13 protein-coding genes, 1 tRNA gene and 2 CRISPR repeat arrays (1 of these 16 only partly in view) are annotated in these 19,613 nt (G+C 68.3%); of the genes, 11 read left to right on the top strand and 3 right to left on the bottom strand.

Annotated features, from left to right (window positions below; translation table 11 throughout):
* Nucleotides 1–56: a CRISPR direct-repeat array (repeat unit 28 nt; unit sequence GGATCATCCCCGCGCCTGCGGGGAGCAC) (it extends 1,129 nt beyond the left edge of the window).
* Between the two features lie 2 nt (nucleotides 57–58).
* The 3 genes from J2S53_RS18210 (at nucleotide 59) to dnaB (ending at nucleotide 3,527) form a co-directional block, all read left to right on the top strand.
* Nucleotides 59–655 (top strand): GGDEF domain-containing protein, encoded by a 597-nt coding sequence (locus tag J2S53_RS18210; protein WP_456242827.1) that lies wholly within the window; start codon nucleotides 59–61, stop codon nucleotides 653–655.
* Between the two features lie 132 nt (nucleotides 656–787).
* A complete protein-coding gene (locus J2S53_RS18205; RefSeq protein WP_456241982.1) occupies nucleotides 788–2,065 on the top strand; it encodes a radical SAM protein in 1,278 nt (425 codons plus the stop codon).
* A gap of 88 nt (nucleotides 2,066–2,153) precedes the next feature.
* Nucleotides 2,154–3,527, top strand: coding sequence for a replicative DNA helicase (dnaB, locus tag J2S53_RS18200; protein ID WP_456241981.1), 1,374 nt, complete (start codon nucleotides 2,154–2,156; stop codon nucleotides 3,525–3,527).
* On the opposite strand, the gene J2S53_RS18195 is transcribed toward dnaB, so the two are convergent.
* Nucleotides 3,488–4,765, bottom strand: a complete 1,278-nt coding sequence (locus J2S53_RS18195) for an MFS transporter (protein WP_456241980.1) — start codon at nucleotides 4,763–4,765, stop codon at nucleotides 3,488–3,490. The genes dnaB and J2S53_RS18195 overlap by 40 nt on opposite strands.
* 185 nt (nucleotides 4,766–4,950) lie before the next feature.
* Here J2S53_RS18195 and J2S53_RS18190 point away from each other — a divergent pair, with 185 nt between their 5' ends.
* Entirely contained in the window at nucleotides 4,951–5,358 is a 408-nt protein-coding gene (locus tag J2S53_RS18190) for a hypothetical protein (protein ID WP_456241979.1), read from the top strand.
* Between the two features lie 438 nt (nucleotides 5,359–5,796).
* Nucleotides 5,797–7,653: direct repeats of the CRISPR family, unit length 28 nt; unit sequence GTGCTCCCCGCAGGCGCGGGGATGATCC.
* 51 nt (nucleotides 7,654–7,704) lie between these two features.
* On the opposite strand, the gene J2S53_RS18185 is transcribed toward J2S53_RS18190, so the two are convergent.
* A complete protein-coding gene (locus J2S53_RS18185; protein WP_456241978.1) occupies nucleotides 7,705–9,558 on the bottom strand; it encodes a tyrosine-type recombinase/integrase in 1,854 nt (617 codons plus the stop codon).
* Between the two features lie 88 nt (nucleotides 9,559–9,646).
* Nucleotides 9,647–9,722, bottom strand: a tRNA-Thr gene (locus tag J2S53_RS18180).
* A 628-nt stretch (nucleotides 9,723–10,350) separates the two neighbouring features.
* Here J2S53_RS18180 and J2S53_RS18175 point away from each other — a divergent pair.
* The 7 genes from J2S53_RS18175 to J2S53_RS18145 all read left to right on the top strand — a co-directional run bounded on the left by J2S53_RS18175 (nucleotide 10,351) and on the right by J2S53_RS18145 (nucleotide 19,597).
* The gene (locus tag J2S53_RS18175) at nucleotides 10,351–11,796 is read left to right on the top strand and encodes a threonine/serine ThrE exporter family protein (RefSeq protein ID WP_456241977.1); all 1,446 of its coding nucleotides are present in this window, start codon (nucleotides 10,351–10,353) and stop codon (nucleotides 11,794–11,796) included.
* A 409-nt stretch (nucleotides 11,797–12,205) separates the two neighbouring features.
* The gene (locus J2S53_RS18170) at nucleotides 12,206–13,645 is read left to right on the top strand and encodes an alpha,alpha-trehalose-phosphate synthase (UDP-forming) (protein ID WP_456241976.1); all 1,440 of its coding nucleotides are present in this window, start codon (nucleotides 12,206–12,208) and stop codon (nucleotides 13,643–13,645) included.
* 488 nt (nucleotides 13,646–14,133) lie between these two features.
* Nucleotides 14,134–16,695 carry a trehalose-phosphatase gene (gene otsB, locus J2S53_RS18165; RefSeq protein WP_456241975.1) on the top strand — a complete coding sequence of 854 codons (2,562 nt, stop codon included), beginning with the start codon at nucleotides 14,134–14,136 and terminating at the stop codon, nucleotides 16,693–16,695.
* Nucleotides 16,696–17,021: 326 nt separating this feature from the next.
* The gene (locus J2S53_RS18160; RefSeq protein ID WP_456241974.1) at nucleotides 17,022–17,630 is read left to right on the top strand and encodes a DUF4178 domain-containing protein; all 609 of its coding nucleotides are present in this window, start codon (nucleotides 17,022–17,024) and stop codon (nucleotides 17,628–17,630) included.
* 21 nt (nucleotides 17,631–17,651) lie between these two features.
* A complete protein-coding gene (locus tag J2S53_RS18155; RefSeq protein WP_456241973.1) occupies nucleotides 17,652–18,089 on the top strand; it encodes a DUF4247 domain-containing protein in 438 nt (145 codons plus the stop codon).
* Nucleotides 18,086–19,090 (top strand): hypothetical protein, encoded by a 1,005-nt coding sequence (locus J2S53_RS18150; RefSeq protein ID WP_456241972.1) that lies wholly within the window; start codon nucleotides 18,086–18,088, stop codon nucleotides 19,088–19,090. The genes J2S53_RS18155 and J2S53_RS18150 overlap by 4 nt, the downstream gene beginning before the upstream one ends.
* An 81-nt stretch (nucleotides 19,091–19,171) precedes the next feature.
* Entirely contained in the window at nucleotides 19,172–19,597 is a 426-nt protein-coding gene (locus tag J2S53_RS18145) for a DUF350 domain-containing protein (protein WP_092973867.1), read from the top strand.
* Nucleotides 19,598–19,613: the final 16 nt, after the last annotated feature.

Here is a 19,613-nt window from a genome sequence, read left to right as displayed (position 1 = left end):
CTGCGGCCCACACAACGCCGACACGTTCGGATCATCCCCGCGCCTGCGGGGAGCACGACTGACCGCCACCGGCTGGTGGTGCACCGGCCGCTACGCCTCGCGATTACACCGCGAGCTGCGCACCGACCCGCTGACCGGACTCGGCAACCGACTCGCACTGCGGGAGGCCTTCCAGCGCGATGGCGCGGGCAACGGCCGGTGCGTGGCCGTGCTGCTGCTCGACCTGGACGGTTTCAAGGAGCTCAACGACACCCACGGACACCGCTTCGGCGACCAGGTGCTGCGCGAGGTGGCGCGGCGGATGCGCGAGAGCCGGCGCCCGGGTCGGCTCGCCGTGCGGTTGTCCGGCGACGAGTTCGCCTGCTGGCTCGGCACGCTGCCGGACACGCCGTCGCACTGGCAGCGGGTCGAGGAGCTGCAGCACGCGCTGGCCGAACGGCTCGCCGAACCGATGCTGATCGAGGGAAGCACCGTGCGGGTGAGCGCGAGCATCGGAGCGGCGATCACTGCCGGACCGGCCGACACGCTCGAAGGCGTGCTGGAGCAGGCCGACCGTGCGATGTACCGCGACAAGCGCGGCCGCGGCCGCTCGGATCGACTCAGGCATGGACGGCGGACGAGCGGTCACACCCGAGCGGGGAGAACGGCCGAGTGAGCACGGAGCCGCGCCTCGCACGACGAGGTGCGGCGCCGGGTCCGCTCGGACCAGACCCGACCGGGACGCGTCTGCCTGGCAAGCGTGGCGTCCCGGCCGGGTTCCCACGACCCGAAAGAAGTGGAGACCCCATTGTCTCTGGACAGGAATCTGCCGCTCGTCGACCTCAACCGACCCGGCTCGAACGAGCCGAACCCGCCGGAAACCCCGGACGAGCTGTACGGACGACTCAACCGGTTCCTCACCGAGGGCCTGGACTACATCGCCGGGTTCACCCCGCTCGACGACAGCGATCGGGAGGACCCGGACACCGCGCTCAGCCGTACCCAGCTGCTGTCGCTGCTGATCGGCTTCCTCGGCTGCGACACCACGGAACCGCTGGACAACCGCACCTACACCCTCGTCTACACCGACGGGGAGCAGGACAAGTCGAACTACCAGACGATCTGCGTCCCCGACTACCGCACGGCCTCACCGGTCCTGTTCACCCGCGAACAGGACAACCGGGCGCGGCTGGTGCACCGCTCCACCGGACGGACGCTGGCCGAGGTGCTGGTGCACGCCAGGATCTTCGCGGCCAGCAACCACTACTACAGCCGCGTCGCGCCGGACTTCACCGAACTGCCCACCGCGGCGATCATCTCGCCGTACTCCACCTGCGCGGGAGGCTGCCTGGGCTGCTCACGCGGCGCGGTCAAGAGTTTCACCCCTCCGCCGAGGGACTACATCGAGCGGCACGTGGCGCAGTTGGCAGCCGACTACGACCGCCGTGGCTGGGACCGCGGTGAACTGGTCAGCGTCAACATCACCACCGGTTGCCAGCCCGACGAGGACCGCGAGCTGGAGATGATGCTGAACCTGATGCGGACCTACCGCCGCTACGGGTTCGGCAACACCGCCTTCCACGCCTTCACCTACGCCATCGACTCCACCAGGGCGATGGAGCTGCTGCGCGAGCACGGCGCGATCGGGTTCATCGGCACCGTCGAGACCATCAACGACGCCGAGCGGATCCGGCAGTGGGGGCGCAAGAAGGGCTCGATCACCTTCGAGCGGCACCTGGAGAAGTACCGCCGTGCGCGCCGGGTGGGCTTCGACATCGTCGAGACCGACTACGTGCTCGGTGCCGACTCCTACACCGAGATGCTCGACGGCATAGCCGAGCTCGACGAGAACGGCGTCGCCGTGGTGCCCAACATCAAGCGCAACTACACCGTCGAACAGCTCGACAGCAACCACCGGGACCTGTGGCGCCACGGAATGCGCTACATCGCCGACGGGTTCCACGCGGCGCTGTCCAGCTACGACAACGGCACGATCAAGCGCCGTGCGGCGCGTTACTCGGTGGACTACCTGCGCCGGTGCGGCCGGGAAACGGGTCTGCGGGACCTGCCCATCCGCCACACCTGATCCCACCCCGTCCGTAGTCCCAACACGCCCGTAGCCCGAGCCCGGCCGGGGAACGCCTCCCGGCCGGGCTTGTCACCGAGGAGTCGTCATGTCCGTCACCGTGAACACCACCGAGGAAGAGCTCCACGGCCCGCACGCACCGATGCCGCCGCAGGACATCGAGGCCGAGCAGTCCGTGCTCGGCGCGATGATGCTCAGCCGCGACGCCATCGCCGACGTGATCGAGGTCGTGCGGGCCGGGGAGTTCTACCGCCCCGACCACGGGGTGATCTTCCGCCACGTCGTGGAGCTGTTCGGCCGGGGCGAGCCCGCCGACGCGGTCACCGTGCGCGACGCGCTGGAGCAGTCCGGCGAACTCACGCAGATCACCCGGAACTCCGACACCGGGACGTACCTGCACACGCTGCTGGAGGCGGTGCCGACCGCGGCGAACGCGACGTTCTACGCCGAGATCGTGGCCGACCGGGCGCAGCGGCGCCGCATCATCGAGGAGGCCAGCGGCATCCTGCAGCAGGGCTACGGCGGGCAGGGCGAGGCCGCCGAGCTGCTCGACCGGGCGCAGGAGCGGTTCTCCTCGATCGGGCGCAGCCGCACCGAGGACATGTACTTCCTGCAGGACCTGGCCGACCCGCTGATGTCCGAGCTGGAACGGATCCAGCTCAACGACGGCCGCTCCGGCATCCCCACCGGGTTCACCGAGCTCGACCGGCTCACCAACGGGCTGCAGCCGGGACAGCTCGCCGTCGTGGCGGCCAGGCCGGGACTGGGCAAGTCCGCGCTGGCGCTGGACATCGCCCGCTCGGCCGCGATCCGGCACCGCCGTGGGACGGCGCTGTTCAGCCTGGAGATGGGGCACGGTGAGCTGATGATGCGGCTGGTCTCGGCCGAGGCGAAGGTGCGGCTGGACCGGATGCGGGGCGGCTACATGTCCGAGGCGGACTGGAGCGCGGCCACGCGGCGCACCGGCGACGTGCAGGACGCGCCGCTGGTGATCTCGGACGCGCCGAACATGACCATGATGGAGATCCGCGCCAGGGCGCGCAGGCTGAAACAGCGCGGGCAGCTGGACCTGGTGATCGTGGACTACCTGCAGCTGATGACCTCGGGCAGGCGGGTCGAGTCCCGCCAGCAGGAGGTCTCCGAGTTCTCGCGGAATCTCAAGCTGCTGGCCAAGGAACTGGAGGTGCCGGTGGTGGCGCTCTCGCAGCTCAACCGAGGGCCGGAACAGCGCCTGGACAAAAAGCCCGAGCTCGGGGATCTGCGGGAGAGCGGCTCGATCGAGCAGGACGCCGACCTGGTGGCGCTGCTGCACCGCCCGGACGCCTTCGAGCGCGACACCGCCCGCATGGGCGAGGCCGACCTGATCCTGGCCAAGCAGCGGTCCGGGCCGACCGGGGTGGTCACCGTGGCCCACCAGCTGCACTACAGCCGCTTCGTCGACATGGCCCCGGAACCTGGCTGAACCGCGTCCGGATGTGCCCGAATGGTGGGTGCGGCCAGTGCCACCAGGGTGCTGGCCAGTGCCCACATCGCCGCCGCGGCCAGCAGCAGGCGGGCGTCGACGTGCTCGGCCAGCGGGCCGACGGCCGCCAGGCTCAGCGGCACGAGCACCAGGTTGCCGAGCTGGAAGCAGGACGCCACGCGGGCAAGCTGCTGGTCGGGCACGTGCCGCTGCAGCAGCCAGGCCTGGGTGGCCAGGTAGTACGAGCCCTGCAGCCCGAACCCGAGTGCGGCCAGACTGACCAGCCACAGCGGCGCGGCAGCGGCGAACAGCGCGAGGTACGGCAGCATCAGCAGCGAGGCGGCCACCGCCGCCACGAGCGGGCGTGGTGGTCGCAGTCGCAGTGCCAGCGCGCTGCCTGCGATCGAGCCGATCGCCTGGACCGCTCCGATCACCGCCCACGAGGCCGCACCGTGGTAGTACTGCCGCGCCAGCAACGGCCCCAGCAGCATGTGCGGGCCGATCACCAGCGCCTGCAGCAGCGCGGTGTAGCCCAACAGAGTCCGCAGCCACGGCGTGACCGCCACGTGCCGCCAGCCGCCCCACATCTCGGCCAGCACGCCCCGGCGCTCCCGCTTCCCGGCGAGCGTGGCCACGGGGCCGATCAGCAGCAGCGAGAGCGCACTGACGGCGAACGTGGCCGCATCGGCCAGCAACGCCCAGCCCGAGCCGAGCCCGGCCACCAGCAGGCCCGCCACGCTGATCGCGGCCACCTTGTTCACATTGGCCGCCAGCCCGAGAAGCGCGTTGGCCTGCCGCAGCAGGTTCTCCGGCACCAGCACGGGGAGCAGCCCCGTGGCCGCCGGGGTGAACACCGCGGTGCCCACACCCGCGCAGCCCTGCAGCACGATCAGCGCCCACAACGGAAGCTGACCGGCCAGCAGCAGGGCCCCGCACACCGCCTGGGAGGCCATGCGCCACACATCGGCGGCCACCATCACCCACCGCCGGTCGAACACATCCCCCAGCACCCCACCGGCCAACGTCGCCACCACCACCGGCAACCGGTTCGCCAGCAGCACCCCGCCCAGTCCCACCGCCGAACCGGTCAGCTCCAACGCCGCGAACGCCACCGTCAACGGCACCAAGCTGTCCCCGAACGACGACAGCACCCGCCCCACGAACAACCACCGAAACCCCCGCAGTCGCAGCGGAGAGACAACAGCGGAACGGTCCACACGCGACGCTGAAACGGCCATCCGGCCATCACAGCCGGGAAGGAGAACGCATGGAAGAGGGCTGGAGCGAGGCTGGCACATCACTGCGCCTGCGGAGAAGCACTCCAGTTCGACTACCGCACGAGCACCGAAACTCTGTCCAGCATAGATGCCATCTCGGTCAAACTATTGACGAAAATCGTCATTAATGACGTAGAGTGTCTACCATGGCAAAGCGAGACATCTTCGACGACATGGCGGCGTTCGCTCACCCGTTGCCCAGCTCTCCCACGCAAGCTCCTCCCCCCGAAGGCTTCGACGAGACCGTCAAGGAGCTACTTGAGCAACGTGAGGACTACGCGGCGAACCTGAGAGCCGCCTCTGACGCGGAAGACATTGATCCGCTGCTCGCAGAGATCCACAAGGTTCGGCACCAACGTGAGCGCTACGACCGACTTCTTCGGCAATTGGTGGCGTACGGAAGGGAGTTCGTGGGGCCACGGCCGTACCCACTGGCCATGCTCGCTTCAGCTGCCGGCCTCGGTTCACACAGCAGCGCCCGCACGTTCTACAGCGAGAAGGACATTACCGACGTGGCAGCTACCACCGGCGCCAAGCCTCAGCGGAATGCGTGAAATCCTTGCAGCTCACCAGGCTGCCTTGCTTACAGTTGCCCCTGAGGTGATGCTTCTGTGATGCCTGATCACAGGGGCAACTCATCCTTACTGTCTAGTAGTCCACACCGATACTTTTCACTAGTAATGGCTGGTCGCAGGCGTAAACTCTGCCTCGCAGATGGTGTCGTACAACAGCCGTTTCCATAGACCAGCGGGTCGGAGCACAAGCGCAACTCCACAGGGACTGTCCTGACGCTAAGCTTGACCAACGAACCACTGACTACTTTCGACCGGAATGTGGTTGTCCTCCGGTTCCGTGGAGGATCTAAGTGGTGTTAAGGAGCGGGTGGTTGTCGGTTGTGTGGTGTGGCGTGGAGGTAGTTTTGGTTGGTGGTTGTTTGACACAAACTGAAGCTATTTTGCTGTGTCGGGCTGTATAGTGCCTGGTCATCAAGTGTGCTCCCCGCAGGCGCGGGGATGATCCGCGAACTATAACCCTAACGAATCTAACGGAGGTGTGCTCCCCGCAGGCGCGGGGATGATCCTCACCATATCAGAATCCTATCGTGGGGACGGTTGTGCTCCCCGCAGGCGCGGGGATGATCCGGTTTAACAATGAATTCAAATATTATCACAGTGCTCCCCGCAGGCGCGGGGATGATCCCTCATTTATTCTACCAACGGGGATGTCTCTAGAGTGCTCCCCGCAGGCGCGGGGATGATCCGGTTTCATTCTTGGTTGGCACGCGGCTAACGAAGTGCTCCCCGCAGGCGCGGGGATGATCCTGGGTGACCTAGCACCCGATTATCCGGGATCGAGTGCTCCCCGCAGGCGCGGGGATGATCCGTCCCCACGCGCACGCGTAATGTCACTGCCAAGGTGCTCCCCGCAGGCGCGGGGATGATCCTCTAACGGGGGTAGCGGGCAATCTAAACCGGGCGTGCTCCCCGCAGGCGCGGGGATGATCCGCCGGACGACGCGAAGTCGAACGACACGAAGACGTGCTCCCCGCAGGCGCGGGGATGATCCTCGTTATTTTTGGTTTTCTTAGATTTCTTAGGAGTGCTCCCCGCAGGCGCGGGGATGATCCGTGCACGCCACGTGGACGGCGGCGCGGGTGACGGTGCTCCCCGCAGGCGCGGGGATGATCCCTTTGGACAGCCACCCGGGGGTGAGGGTGCCGGGTGCTCCCCGCAGGCGCGGGGATGATCCCCGGCACGGCACCGCTGAGGGAGTGCGGATCGGGTGCTCCCCGCAGGCGCGGGGATGATCCCGGAACACCGGGAAAGGAACCCACCATGAACCAGTGCTCCCCGCAGGCGCGGGGATGATCCCTCCCGACGCGTCCTGTGATCGTTTCCGGCGGTGTGCTCCCCGCAGGCGCGGGGATGATCCGAGAGTAATCTTCGTAATCTCGATTATGGTGATGTGCTCCCCGCAGGCGCGGGGATGATCCCGGGAGGCTCGCCATGATCTACGGGACGGACGTGTGCTCCCCGCAGGCGCGGGGATGATCCGTCGCCGAGTTCGGCTTCGTCTTCGGCGTCGGTCGTGCTCCCCGCAGGCGCGGGGATGATCCCGTCACCGACCCCTCCGGGGCCGCATCCGGATCGTGCTCCCCGCAGGCGCGGGGATGATCCCAGCCCAGCGTGTTCGAGGGCTGGGGACTGCCCGTGCTCCCCGCAGGCGCGGGGATGATCCACGGCCACAGAGAGGAAAAACCCCCGGCCGGAGCGTGCTCCCCGCAGGCGCGGGGATGATCCGGTCACTCAGGGGCAATACGACAGCCAGGTGTCGTGCTCCCCGCAGGCGCGGGGATGATCCCGACAGCTCGCGGATCTCCTCGGCGCGCTGCACGTGCTCCCCGCAGGCGCGGGGATGATCCCGAGGACGTGGCCGACGCGCTCGTGCGCCGCGAGTGCTCCCCGCAGGCGCGGGGATGATCCCTCTTCCTCCGGTGCGCGTGCGAGCGCGCCCTCGTGCTCCCCGCAGGCGCGGGGATGATCCGAACGGGTCGCTGCGTTCGCCGGAGATGGTGCCATGCTCCCCGCAGGCGCGGGGATGATCCTTCGGTCTCGCCCACAGCGGGCTGCTCACCGAGGTGCTCCCCGCAGGCGCGGGGATGATCCCTCGGTAGGGCGATCGCGGCGACGTGGTTACTGGTGCTCCCCGCAGGCGCGGGGATGATCCTTCCTCGGCCAGATCTACGGCATCACCCGCGAAGTGCTCCCCGCAGGCGCGGGGATGATCCGGACGTGGCGGAGATGCTGGCCGCCGCGATGCGGTGCTCCCCGCAGGCGCGGGGTTTCAGCTACAGCACGATGGACAGTCATCCTCAGGGAGGAGAAGTGAAAACCACCCGTCTACGCCGCCATCTTGACGAAGGTGGTTATGAGCTCACCATCAGAATCGCGAACGTCGAGCTCGTAGTCGAGGATCTCGGCGTCACTGCGGCCGTCGCGGCGGACGGCGGCGGTGAGCAGACGCTTGAGGTGATCGGCACTGCCGGGGTCGGCTTCGGCGGTGAAGGTGCGGACGAGTTCACCGAGATAGCGGAGCTCGAAACTCAACATCCTCGGACCTTCCTCGACTGAGGTGGTCATGGAATCGCTCGTTGGTTCCCAGTTGCGAGGCGGTTCTTCAGGTGACCGGAGGGCTATCTCGTTCGAGTGCTCAGCCTCCGTTGCCAAGGCTTCACATGCCCCGACGGAGACCGTGTTCGGCTGGCCGGCTCCGGTGGTTTCGACGAGCCCCCACGTCTTGAGCAGTGACACGGCGCGGCTGGCGGTGGCCGAGGCGACGTCGTATTCGGCCATGAGCTTCTTCAGGCTCGGAATCGCGGCACCGTCGGTGAGCTGCCTTGCGGCGATCTGTGCTCGGATGTCGGAGGCGATCCGCTCGTACGGGTTCTCCGGCGCGATCTTCGCACGCTCCTCGACAGACCGCGGCCCATCCGGACGTTCCGGAACACGCTCGAACAACGCCCGCGAGGCCCGCTGATCAGCTTCGGACACCCACGCCGAATACACCCGCAGCGTGGTCACACCACCCCCACCATGCCCGAGCCGCCCGGCCACGGTCCGCGGATCCACGCCAGCCGAGATCAGCTCGGTGGCCGAGTAGTGCCGCAGCTTGTGCAGTGTGGTCGAGATCCCGAGTCTGCGCACCATCCGGTCATAGCGCTGGGTCACCGAATCCGGCTTGGCGAACCGCTGACCATCGGGCTCCGGCGAGAACACGAACATCTCCCGCGACCACGCGAGCCCGAGATCACCGACGCGCTGCTCCTGCCGCGCCCGCAACCCCGCCAGCACAGCAGTGGTCTCGGCATCCAACGCGATCCGCCGCTGCTGATGCGTCTTGGTGTCCTTGACGAACCACTCCCCCGCCTCATCGTCAAAGGCCACCGCCTGCTCCAGCCGCAACACCCCCGACTCCAGATCCACGTGCTGCCACCGCACCGCGCACAACTCACCCCGCCGGATACCGGTGGTCATCACCGTCCACACCAGAGCACCCCAGTCGGCATCACGCCGCCACGCCTCGTTGAGGATCCGCGCGGCCTCCTCCGCCGACGGCGGACTCGGACGCGGCGGCGGAGCCGCCGGCGGCTCCGCCTGACCCACCGGACTGCTCGCCACCCACTTCCACCGCACCGCACGCTTGAACGCACCCGACAGCAGAAAATGAATGTGCCGGATCGTCGTCGCACCCAACGGCTTGCACTCGTGCCGCCGACACCGATCATCACACTCGTGCTCGCCCCACGTTCGGTGATCCACCGCTCGCCGCTTACCCGAGCAGTGATCCCGACACCGCCGCAACTCGGCGTACAACGAATCCAGCGCGTCGGCGTCGAGCTGGCCGACCTTGACCTGCCCGATGAACGGCAGCACGTGCAACCGCGCATAGCGCCGATAGTTCGCCTTCGTCGACGGCTCACCATCGAAATGCTGATCCAGGTACCGCTCCAGCAACTGCTCGACCGTCGCCTGCGTCCGCGGACTCCGCCGCTCATCCACCTCGTTCAGCAGACGAGTGCGAACGCGTTCGGCTTCGGCGAGTGCTTGGGGACCTGGGGGCACGACCTCGATGAGTCGATGCCGCTGCTTGGTCACCGGATCAAGACCGGCCGAGACCCGGACACGTAGCGCACCGTTCGACAGCTGATCGATCGTGCCTCGTTGACGACGAGTTCCCTTCGAACGCCGACCCATGGACCCAGAATAAGGGACTGTGGGTCACAAACCGGGTCACAAGAACCGCCGAAGCGGGGGCCCTGGAGAGGAAATCCCAGGTGAGAGATGGAGCCGCTGAGGGGACTCGAACCCCTGACCTTCCGCTTACAAGGCGGGCGCTCTGCCAACTGAGCTACAGCGGCGCGTGTGGATCAGTTCCACACGCCCCCATGGTAATCCCCGCTCTCACAGCGAGGAGGCACCGGGCCGGGCATCGCGCCCTGGAGCCAGCGCCGGGCCGAAGCTCGGGCGGACCCGCACCTGCCCCGACTCCGGGGTGCCGACGGTCCAGCCCGCGCTTCACCCACCCGACCACGTGACGGCGCACGCTCCGCCGCGTCCCACGATGCGGTAACGGGCGACTCCCCGGAAAGATCCGGGCGTAGGCTCGGACGGCGGAGCACGGTTCACGAAACCCCACCGCACCACCGGAAAGAACACCGTTCCCGGCCCCTCGTCCCGAAATCGGATCGCCCCGAAACCGGATCGATCCGAGCGGACCGGGCACGGCAACGCACCGGCGAGCGTGGCGCGGCGGCGTGAACCGGCCGCTCCGAATCGTGCCGGAGCAGGACCACACGACAACGGCCCCGCACGACAACTCCCTCGGACGGCGGCGAGCCCGAAGAGCGACACGCCGAGTCACACCGGCGACCAGTGATGGACGCCACCCCGGGGGAGTGCAACGGTGCGTACGTGGCTGGCGATTCCAGGGGTGAACAGCACGAACCGCGCTTCACGCGGAAGGTCATGCAAGGAGGAAAAGCGGCAGTGGGAATCACGCAGCGCGCACGTGGTGTGCTGCGGCGACGCGACCCTTCCGAAACCGTCGGGACTCGCAACGTCGTCTACGGCCCCGCCCTGCCCGACGACTCGACGGTCCATCTCGTACTCGAACTGGCGCTGCGCATCGGCGAGATCCAGATGGCGAGCGGCGTCGGCGCCTCGGACGTCAGCGCCACCATCACCAGCGTCACCGACGCCTACGGGCTGCCGCACTGCGAAGTGGACGTGATCTACACGTCCATCACGGTCTCCTGCTACCGGGGGACGGAGAACCTCCCCATCACCTCGCTGCGCGTGGTGCGCAACCGCTCGCTGGACTACAGCCGGCTCGCCGAGGTGGAACACCTGATCCGCCGCATCGTCGCGGGCGAGATCACCACTTCGGACGCCTACGCCGAGCTGGAGACCATCGCCCGCGCCCCGCACCCCTTTCCCCGCGCCGTGTCGACCCTGGCCTGGGCGGGCATGGCCGCCGCGCTGTCGGTGCTGCTCGGCGGCGGCACCACCCCACCGATGCTGCCGCTGGTCGCCGCGGCCTCCACCGCCCTGGTCGACCGGGTGGGGCGGCTGCTCAACCAACGCGGCCTGCCGGTGTTCTTCCAGCAGACCGTGGGTGGGGCGCTGGCCACCAGCGTGGCACTGGCCTGCTTCGCCACGGACATCCTGCCCACGGCCGCGCTCGCCGTGGCCGCGAACATCATCGTGCTGCTTTCCGGCATGACCGTGGTCGGCTCGATGCAGGACGCCATCACCGGATACAACGTCACCGCCGCGGGCCGAATAGCCGAACTCGCGCTGACCTCCGCGGGGCTGATAGCGGGCGTGGTGCTCGCGCTGTACATGGCACTGCGCATCCTGGGGGCCGACGCCCTGGGCGGCGGGCTGAACGTGCAGGAACTCGGCGGCGGGGTGTTGCCGTTCCCCGGCCTGCTGGAACTGCCGCTGCAGGGTCTCGCGGGGGCCGCCACCTCCGCGTGCTTCGCGGTGGCCAGCTATTCCCCGCCGCGCCCGTTGATCATGGCGGCGGGCGGCGGGGCCATCGCCGCCCTGGTCTTCCAGGTCATGGCCAGGATCGAGTTCAACCCGATCTTCGCCTCGGCCATCGCCACCACCATCGTCGGCTTCATCGGCGGGGTCATCGCACGCCGACTCCGCATCCCGGTCCTGGTCGTCGCCGTGTCGGGCGTGGCACCGCTGCTGCCCGGGCTGGCCACCTACCGCGCGCTGTACGAACTGTCGGTGCAGGGCAACCCGACTGGGTTGTCCACCCTGATGATCGCTGCGGCCACGGGGCTGGCACTCGGTGCGGGCGTGGTGCTCGGTGAGTTCCTCTCGCAACCGGTGCGTACGGGGCTGGGCAGGCTGGAACGGCGGATGTCCGGTCCCCGCATGTCGGGACCGCTGCGCCCCACCAGCCGCAGGTTGGACTGAGGTCCCGTCCACCGAATCCGCGTCCGAAGGCGCGATCTCGCACCACCGTCTCGGAAAGTCCGGCCGCGCGAGGCTTCCTGCCCCGCGCGCACCCTGCGAGGATGATCGGACCCGACCAACCGCGTTGCGACGCTCGAACCACGCGAAGTGGATCACGATTGACTAGCCTCGACCACGGGTAACCGACTTCGGGAGCCGCTCCCGGAACTCTTCGGCTCGACCGGGCGGTGGCGGAACCGGACGGTCCGGGTCGAAGGTCCGCGGCGTCGCGAGGCACGCCGAGCGAACGGCCACGTGCCCTGTATCCCCGCGGACGCGTCCGACTCGGCAGCCGGTTCCGCTCGCGCTGCTCGGGCTGGGCACGTGAGCCCCGCATCCGAACCGCAACCGGACCATAGGAGGAAGACCGGTGAGTAAGGGCAGTGAGCCCAGGAAAGCTGACTTCGTCGTCGTCGCCAATCGGCTGCCGGTCGACCTGGAACGCATGGAGGACGGGACCCAGCGCTGGAAGCACAGCCCTGGCGGGCTGGTGACCGCTCTGGAGCCCTTCCTGCGTGCCCGGCAGGGGGCGTGGGTAGGTTGGCCCGGCGTCGCCGACGTCGAAGTGGACCCCTTCGCGGACGGGGACATGTGGTTGCACCCGGTGCGGCTGTCGAGCGCCGAGTTCCGGGAGTACTACGAGGGATTCTCCAACGCCACGCTGTGGCCGCTGTACCACGACGTGGTGGTCCCACCGGTGTTCGACCGCTCCTGGTGGGACTCCTACCAGCGGGTTAACCAGCGGTTCGCCGAGGCGGCCGCCGAGGTCAGCGCCGAGGGCGCGACCGTGTGGATCCAGGACTACCAGTTGCAGCTGGTCCCTGCGATGCTGCGCGAACTGCGCCCCGACCTGCGCATCGGGTTCTTCCTGCACATCCCGTTCCCGCCCGTGGAGCTGTTCATGCAGCTGCCGTGGCGGACCGAGATCGTGCGGGGGCTGCTCGGCGCGGATCTAGTGGGTTTCCACCGTCCCGGCGGTGCGCAGAACTTCATGTGGTTGGCCCGCAGGCTGGCCGGTTTCGAACCCAGCCGCGCCCAGGTGGGGGTGCGTTCCCGTCCCGGTGTGGTGCAGGTGGGTGATCGGGTCGTGCGGGTCGGCGCGTTCCCCATCTCCATCGCCTCGGGGGAGCTCGACCAGCTCGCCCGCACCAGGGAGGTGCAGCAGCGGGCCAAGGCCATTCGTTCCGAACTGGGCAATCCGCGCCGCATCATGCTCGGTGTCGACCGGCTGGATTACACCAAGGGGATCGACGTGCGGCTCAACGCGATGTACGAGCTGCTGTCCGAGGGGCACGCCACCGTCGAGGACGTCGCGATGATCCAGGTGGCCACCCCCAGCCGGGAGCGGGTGGAGCACTACAAGCAGATGCGCGAGGACATCGAGCGCAAGGTCGGCAGCATCAACGGCGAATTCGGCCGAGTGGGTCACCCGGCCGTGCACTATTTGCACACTTCGGTGGATCGAAAGGACCTGATCGCGTTCTACTGCGCGGCCGATGTCATGATCGTTACGCCGGTTCGTGACGGGATGAACCTCGTCTGCAAGGAGTACGTGGCCAGCCGCGGTGACCTCGGAGGTAGCCTCGTACTCAGTGAGTTCGCCGGAGCGGCCGCCGAACTCACCAGCGCGCTACTGGTGAATCCGCACGATCTGGACGGGGTCAAGGACTCGATGCTGGCGGCCCTGAATATCGAGCAGGCCGAGGGACGCCGTAGGATGCGCGCATTGCGTAGGCAAGTGCTCACGCACGATGTCGACCGTTGGGCGCGGTCGTTCCTCGAGGCGCTGGGAGCTTCGCCGACGGAGTAGGAATCGGTCGACGGCGGACCTCGACACTACGGAACCGGGTGGACGCATGGGCTACGGCACGGCTCGCGGGAGATCCCCCGCCACGGCCGGGCGCTGTCGCCGCCCGGAACGTGGCGGACGACCTCGCCACGAGGTGCCGTTAGGGTTCGGGTCGGTTCCGGAGCCGGGTACGGTGTGTCCGGCCCGGCCGCGCCGGGGTACTCCGGCTGTCGAGCCGAACGACCGGCGAGTCGGCGGGGCACGTGGCGTGATCGTCCGCTCGATGTGGACCGCGGCGTCACCGAACGTCGACTCGGGCACCGGTTCACCGACCACCGGACCGGGCCGTGGCACGGCTCCGGGGCCGGCGGCCCGACCACTTCAATAGCGATACACCGGTCGACCGGCGGCACGCGTAAGCGGCCACCACGAATCGTGGGGCCGACACCCGCGGCCCGTGTGTTCGACCCGCCTTCCGACCATCCCGAGATCTCAACAGGAGTGTGGCGTTGACCGCCGAAGCCCTCCCCGCCGAGCTTCGTCGCACGATCGTGCAGCTCGCGCGCACACCTCGCCTACTCGTCGCCTGCGACTACGACGGCACACTGGCCCCGATCGTGGGGGATCCGAGTCAGGCCAAACCACTACCCGAATCCGTACACGCGATGCGTTCGCTGGCCGCGCTGCCCACCACGACCGCCGCGGTCATCTCGGGCAGGGCACTGCGGGACCTCGCCACGCTGTCCCGGCTGCCCGCGGAGGTTCACCTGGTGGGCAGCCACGGTTCCGAGTTCGACGTCGGTTTCGTGCACGAGCTCGACCCGGACACCACGCACCTGCGCACTCAGCTGCAGCGCAGCCTGCAGGAGATCACCGCCGGTCAGCCGGGGGTGACGCTGGAGGCGAAACCGGCCAGCGTGGCCGTGCACGTCCGCAGGGCGGACCCCGAGGTCAGCGAGAGCGTTCTCGACGCGGTCCGTTCCGGACCGGCCACCTGGGAAGGCGTGCAGGTCACCGCCGGCAAGTCGGTGATGGAGCTCGCCGTGGTGGAGACCGACAAGGGCAACGCCTTCGAGGCGCTGCGGCACCAGACCGGTTGCACCGGGGCGATCTTCCTCGGGGACGACGTCACCGACGAGAAGGTCTTCAGCAAACTGCACGGCCCCGATCTGGGCATCAAGGTCGGCGAGGGCGATACGCTGGGCCACTACCGGGTGCCGGACACACCCGGGGTGGCGACGGTGCTCGCCCTGCTCATGGAGGAACGCCGCACCTGGTTGTACGGCGAGCAGGCCCCGGCCATCGAGCGGCTGTCGATGCTGGCCAACGAGCGCACGGTGGCGTTGCTGACGCCGGACGCCCGGGTCACGTGGATGTGCCACCCCGGCCCGGATTCCGCCGCCGTGTTCGCCGATCTGCTGGGTGGGCAGGGTGCCGGGCACTTCTCGGTGCTGCCCGCGCAGCCGCAGCCGGAGAACAGCAACGGCGCGCCGCGCAGCACGCTGCCGCTGGGGCAGCGTTACATACCCGGCACCATGACGGTGGAGACCCGCTGGTCGCGGTTGCTGGTGACCGACTACCTGGAGCACGGCGGCGACTCCCACCGCACGGACCTGATCCGGGTGATCAGCGGCAGTACCAAGGCCGAGGTGGAGTTCGCGCCCCGTCCCGAGTTCGGCCAGGTCCCGGTGCGGATGACCGCCGAATCGGAGGGCATCCGGGTGCACGGCACCTCGGAACCGATGGTGCTGTACTCGCCCTCGGTGAAGTGGTGGATCACTTCGGACGGCATGCACGAGTCCGCGCACGCGGAGCTGGACCTGTCCGAGGATTCCCCGGTGGTGCTGGAGCTCCGCTGCGGCACGGAAACGCTGGCGGGTTCCGATCTCGCCGAGCCGGAGCGGCGGTCGATCGCGAACCGGTACTGGTCGGAGTGGGTGAAGCAGCTGCGGCTGCCGAACTTGGAAACCGACCTGGTGGTGCGTTCGGCGTTGACGCTGCGGGGGCTCTGCAACACCGACACCGGCGGGATCATGGCCGCGGCCACCACCTCCCTGCCGGAGGAGATCGGTGGGGTGCGCAACTGGGACTACCGCTACTGCTGGCTGCGGGACGGTGCGATGAGCGCCCGCGCGCTGGTCTCGCTGGGCTCCACCGCCGAGGCCGAGGCGTTCCTGGACTGGCTGCACCGGGTGATGGACACCCTGCCCGGCCCGGAACGGCTGCACCCGCTGTACTCGCTGACCGGTGGCACGCTCGGCCCGGAGGCGGTCATCGACAGCCTTCCGGGGTACGCGGGTTCCCGACCGGTTCGGGTGGGCAACCTGGCCGATCAACAGGTGCAGCTGGACGTGTTCGGCCCAGTGGTGGAGCTGGCCACGGATCTGGCCCTGGCGCACGGCAAGCTGCGTGACGCCGACTGGGAGCTGGTCAGAGGCATGGCGGAGGCCGTGACCCGGCGCTGGTTCGAGCCGGACCACGGCATCTGGGAGGAACGCGACGTTCCCAGGCACCACGTCTACTCCAAGGTGATGTGCTGGGTCACGATCGACCGGGCGATCAAGCTGGCGGCGCACTACGACCGGACTGCCGAGCCGGGGTGGGTGCAGCTGCGCGAGCAGATCGCCGAGGACGTGCTCAAGAACGGCTGGCATCCGGACGTGCAGGCGTTCACCACCGCCTACGAGGGGTCTGACCTGGACGCGGCCTCGCTGTACGTGGGGCTTTCCGGTCTGATCGACCCGAGCGACGAGCGGTTCAGGTCCACCGTCACGGCGATCGAGTCGGAGCTGCGCAGTGGTTCGACGGTGTACCGCTACCGCCGCGACGACGGTCTGCCCGGCCACGAGGGCGGGTTCCACCTGTGCGCCACCTGGCTGATCGAGTCCTACCTACTGATCGGCAGGCGCACCGAGGCGGAGGAGTTGTTCCAGCAGATCGTGGACAACGCGGGCCCCACCGGCCTGCTGTCCGAGGAGTACGACCCGATCGCGGAACGCTCGCTGGGCAACCACCCGCAGGCGTACTCCCACCTCGGGTTGATCCGCTGCGCCCAGCTGCTGGACGAATGAGCCGAGCGGCGACCGGCTGACCGGTGTTCACGCCGGTTCACACCGCCGGTGGCGGGGCGCGTGCTACCGCGTTCCGCCACCGTCAGGCCGACGCGGCGCCGTTCGGCCGAAGTCATCCCCGAGATGTTCGAGAGCCCCGGCGAGTCCCTCCCGCGTGGCACCGTTGGTAGCGGGAATCACGTACTGATCTCCCGAACGGGTCACGAATCACACTCGGTGACATGTTTTTTCACCCGAACGGCGGACAACCACACGTCACTACCGATACGCTACCGATCGGCCGGTGGTGCTCGGGAATCGCTCAGGGGGCTTAGTTGAACATATTCGTGATCCTTCCGATCCTCATCCTGCTGGTAGCACTGGTGGCGGTCGTGATCGCGCTCGTGCTCCGGGGTCGGCGTTCGCAGCGGGGCGGCTCCGACCACGGCGAACGGGGCCCGAAGGACCCGTTCGACACCGCCGATCAGGACACGCTGCGCGGCGACCCGCGCTCGTTGACCGCGGGCGACATCGTGGAGGTCCGGGGAATGTCCTACACGGTGCGGGGAACGCTGCGACTGTCGGAGGGCAGCTGGCGCTGGTCGGAACACCTGCTGGACGACGCCAAGGGCACCCAGGTGTGGCTTGGGGTCGAGGAGGATCCCGACCTGGTCCTGACGCAGTGGACGCCCGTGGAAACCGAGGTACCGACACCGGGACCCGCGAAACTGGGATTCGGCGAACGGGAGTTCCGCTCCGAGGAGTCCGGCACGGCTCGGTTCCGCAGTGAGGCGACCACCGGCCTCGACGAGAGCGGCAGCGTGCGCTACCACGACTACGAAGCCTCCGACGGCACGATGCTCGGTTTCGAGTCCTTCGACGGCGCCGACTGGGAAGCCACCCTGGGCGAGGAACTCACCCGCTACGACGTGCGTATCTATCCGGCTTCGGCCTGACGGGAGGAACCGGGCGAGGCGATGAAACCGAAATTCTGGTTCGTCATCGCGGGTATGACGGCGTTTCTGGCGCTGATCATCGCGATGGTCATGATCTTTTCGACCGGCACGGGGCCACGGGCCTACGTGGCGAAGAACTACACCAGGGCCGTCCAGCTGGACAAACCGGGTGACGACGACAACAAGGCCTACACCTCGAAACTCAAACCGTCCACCGTGGCCGACGACATCACCGACTCCTGGGAACCGATCTCGCAGTACGCGGAGGGCAGCGGCATCTACCTGCGCTACAGCGAGGACGCCGTGATCGTTCAGCCGCGTAACCGAGGCTCGGTCATCCACGTCATGGAACTCGACGAGGCCAACAGCCACTACCACCACGTCGTCGGCGGTGTCTGGGGCTGGGGCGGACCGCACGGACAGAGCTTCCGTGGCGGCGGACCGGGATCGGGCAAATGAGCACGGGAAACAGCGGAACGAACGACAACAAGACCGGAAAGACAGTCGGGCTGCTGGCGTTCTTCGGGATCGCGGCCCTGGTGCTCACCCTGATCGTCCTGGGCACGGGCGGGAAGGGCGGTTCGGAGTCGTTCTACGGCGAGGAGAGCGACAGGTACTCCAGGGCGCAGAGCTACGGCGGGCAGTCCATCCCCCGGTTCACCGACGCCGACTCCCGCCAGCTCTCCGAGGAACTCGCCGAGGAGGAGCGGCGCTACGGTGTCTGCTTCGGGTGGAAGCTGACCGACGGCAGCGACGATCTCGAATACTCCGAACTCTACGAGTCCCAACCGGACCGCGACATCGGTATGCCCGATGAGGAGGATTCCGAGGCATCTCAGTCGGACGAGTCCAACTCCCCGGCGGATCCCGCGCACAGCTACGACCAGGGGTCCAGCCGTGGCCCGAACACCCCGGCCAGCACCTGCGAGGAGTGGGTCGAACTGCGGGCCACCGTCGCCTACACCTCGGCGACCAGCGAGCAGTGGAGCGCTGTCGAGCTGGAGGTCGCCCAGGACTCCGGCTCGAACATGGACCTGCCGTACGACTCGGACTTCGCCGAGCTCGGCATCACGGCCGAGCGGTTCATCGAGGCCCCGGTGGACACCACCGGCCAGGCCGCGATCGCGTTGCCGCTGCTGCTGACCCAGGAAGGATCGCTGCCCGCCCGTGCGGCCGAGAGCCGGACCGAGACCCGCGCCGCGGAACCGCTACCGAGCGCCGACACCGGGATTCCCGGGCTGTGGCGCTGGGTGTGGCTGGTGGTGCTCGGAATCGTCACGGTGCTCGGAATCGTGCTCGGCACCGTCGGCCTCGTACGACAGCGGGGCGGGGATGGCGGGGACGGCCGGGACGGGCCGCCGAGCGGTCCTCCCGAACAGGGACCACCACCCGGGCAGCAGCCGCCGCAACCTCCCCCACCCGGTCAATCCCCCGGTCCGCGGTGGCCACCACAGCAGTGACCCGACCACGAGAACCCGGCCACGCCCCAACACAGCGGTGACCGGTGATCCGTTCACATCACGATCCGAAAGGCGCAACAGTTGTTCCAGGAACTGCTCTTCGGCCTGTCCGCGGCGATCGCCTACGGCATCGTCGGGGCCGTACTGATGGTCCTCGGCTACGTTCTAGTGGACCTGGCCACTCCGGGCAAGCTCCGCGACCTCATCTGGGTGCACCGCAACGCGAACGCGGCCATCCTGCTGGTGTCCGGGCTCATCGGCGTGGGCATCATCCTCACCACCGCGATCGCCGCCAGCTCGAACGACCTGGTTTACGGACTGATCGGCACGCTGGCCTACGGGCTGCTCGGTCTGATCCTGATGGGCCTGTCCTTCCTGCTCATCGACGCGATCACGCCGGGAAGGCTCGGTGACGAGCTCTCCACAGCGTCCATCCACCCGGGCACCTGGGTCTCGGCCTCCTCGCACGTGGTGATCGCGACGATCATCGCCGCGGCGATCTGGTGACCCACCGCTCCCTATC

The sequence above is a fragment of the Actinopolyspora lacussalsi genome (assembly GCA_030803735.1).
In the GTDB taxonomy this organism is placed as follows: Bacteria; Actinomycetota; Actinomycetes; order Mycobacteriales; family Pseudonocardiaceae; genus Actinopolyspora; species Actinopolyspora lacussalsi.
This window is presented reverse-complemented; position numbering and strand designations above follow the sequence as displayed.

What these genes read in the sequence shown, in the direction of transcription:
- dnaB (WP_456241981.1), top strand. Translation starts at nt 2,154, where the DNA reads ATGTCCGTCACCGTGAACACCACCGAGGAAGAGCTCCACGGCCCGCAC.
- J2S53_RS18195 (WP_456241980.1), bottom strand. Translation starts at nt 4,765, where the DNA reads ATGGCCGTTTCAGCGTCGCGTGTGGACCGTTCCGCTGTTGTCTCTCCG.
- J2S53_RS18190 (WP_456241979.1), top strand. Translation starts at nt 4,951, where the DNA reads ATGGCAAAGCGAGACATCTTCGACGACATGGCGGCGTTCGCTCACCCG.
- J2S53_RS18185 (WP_456241978.1), bottom strand. Translation starts at nt 9,558, where the DNA reads ATGGGTCGGCGTTCGAAGGGAACTCGTCGTCAACGAGGCACGATCGAT.
- J2S53_RS18155 (WP_456241973.1), top strand. Translation starts at nt 17,652, where the DNA reads ATGAAACCGAAATTCTGGTTCGTCATCGCGGGTATGACGGCGTTTCTG.
- J2S53_RS18150 (WP_456241972.1), top strand. Translation starts at nt 18,086, where the DNA reads ATGAGCACGGGAAACAGCGGAACGAACGACAACAAGACCGGAAAGACA.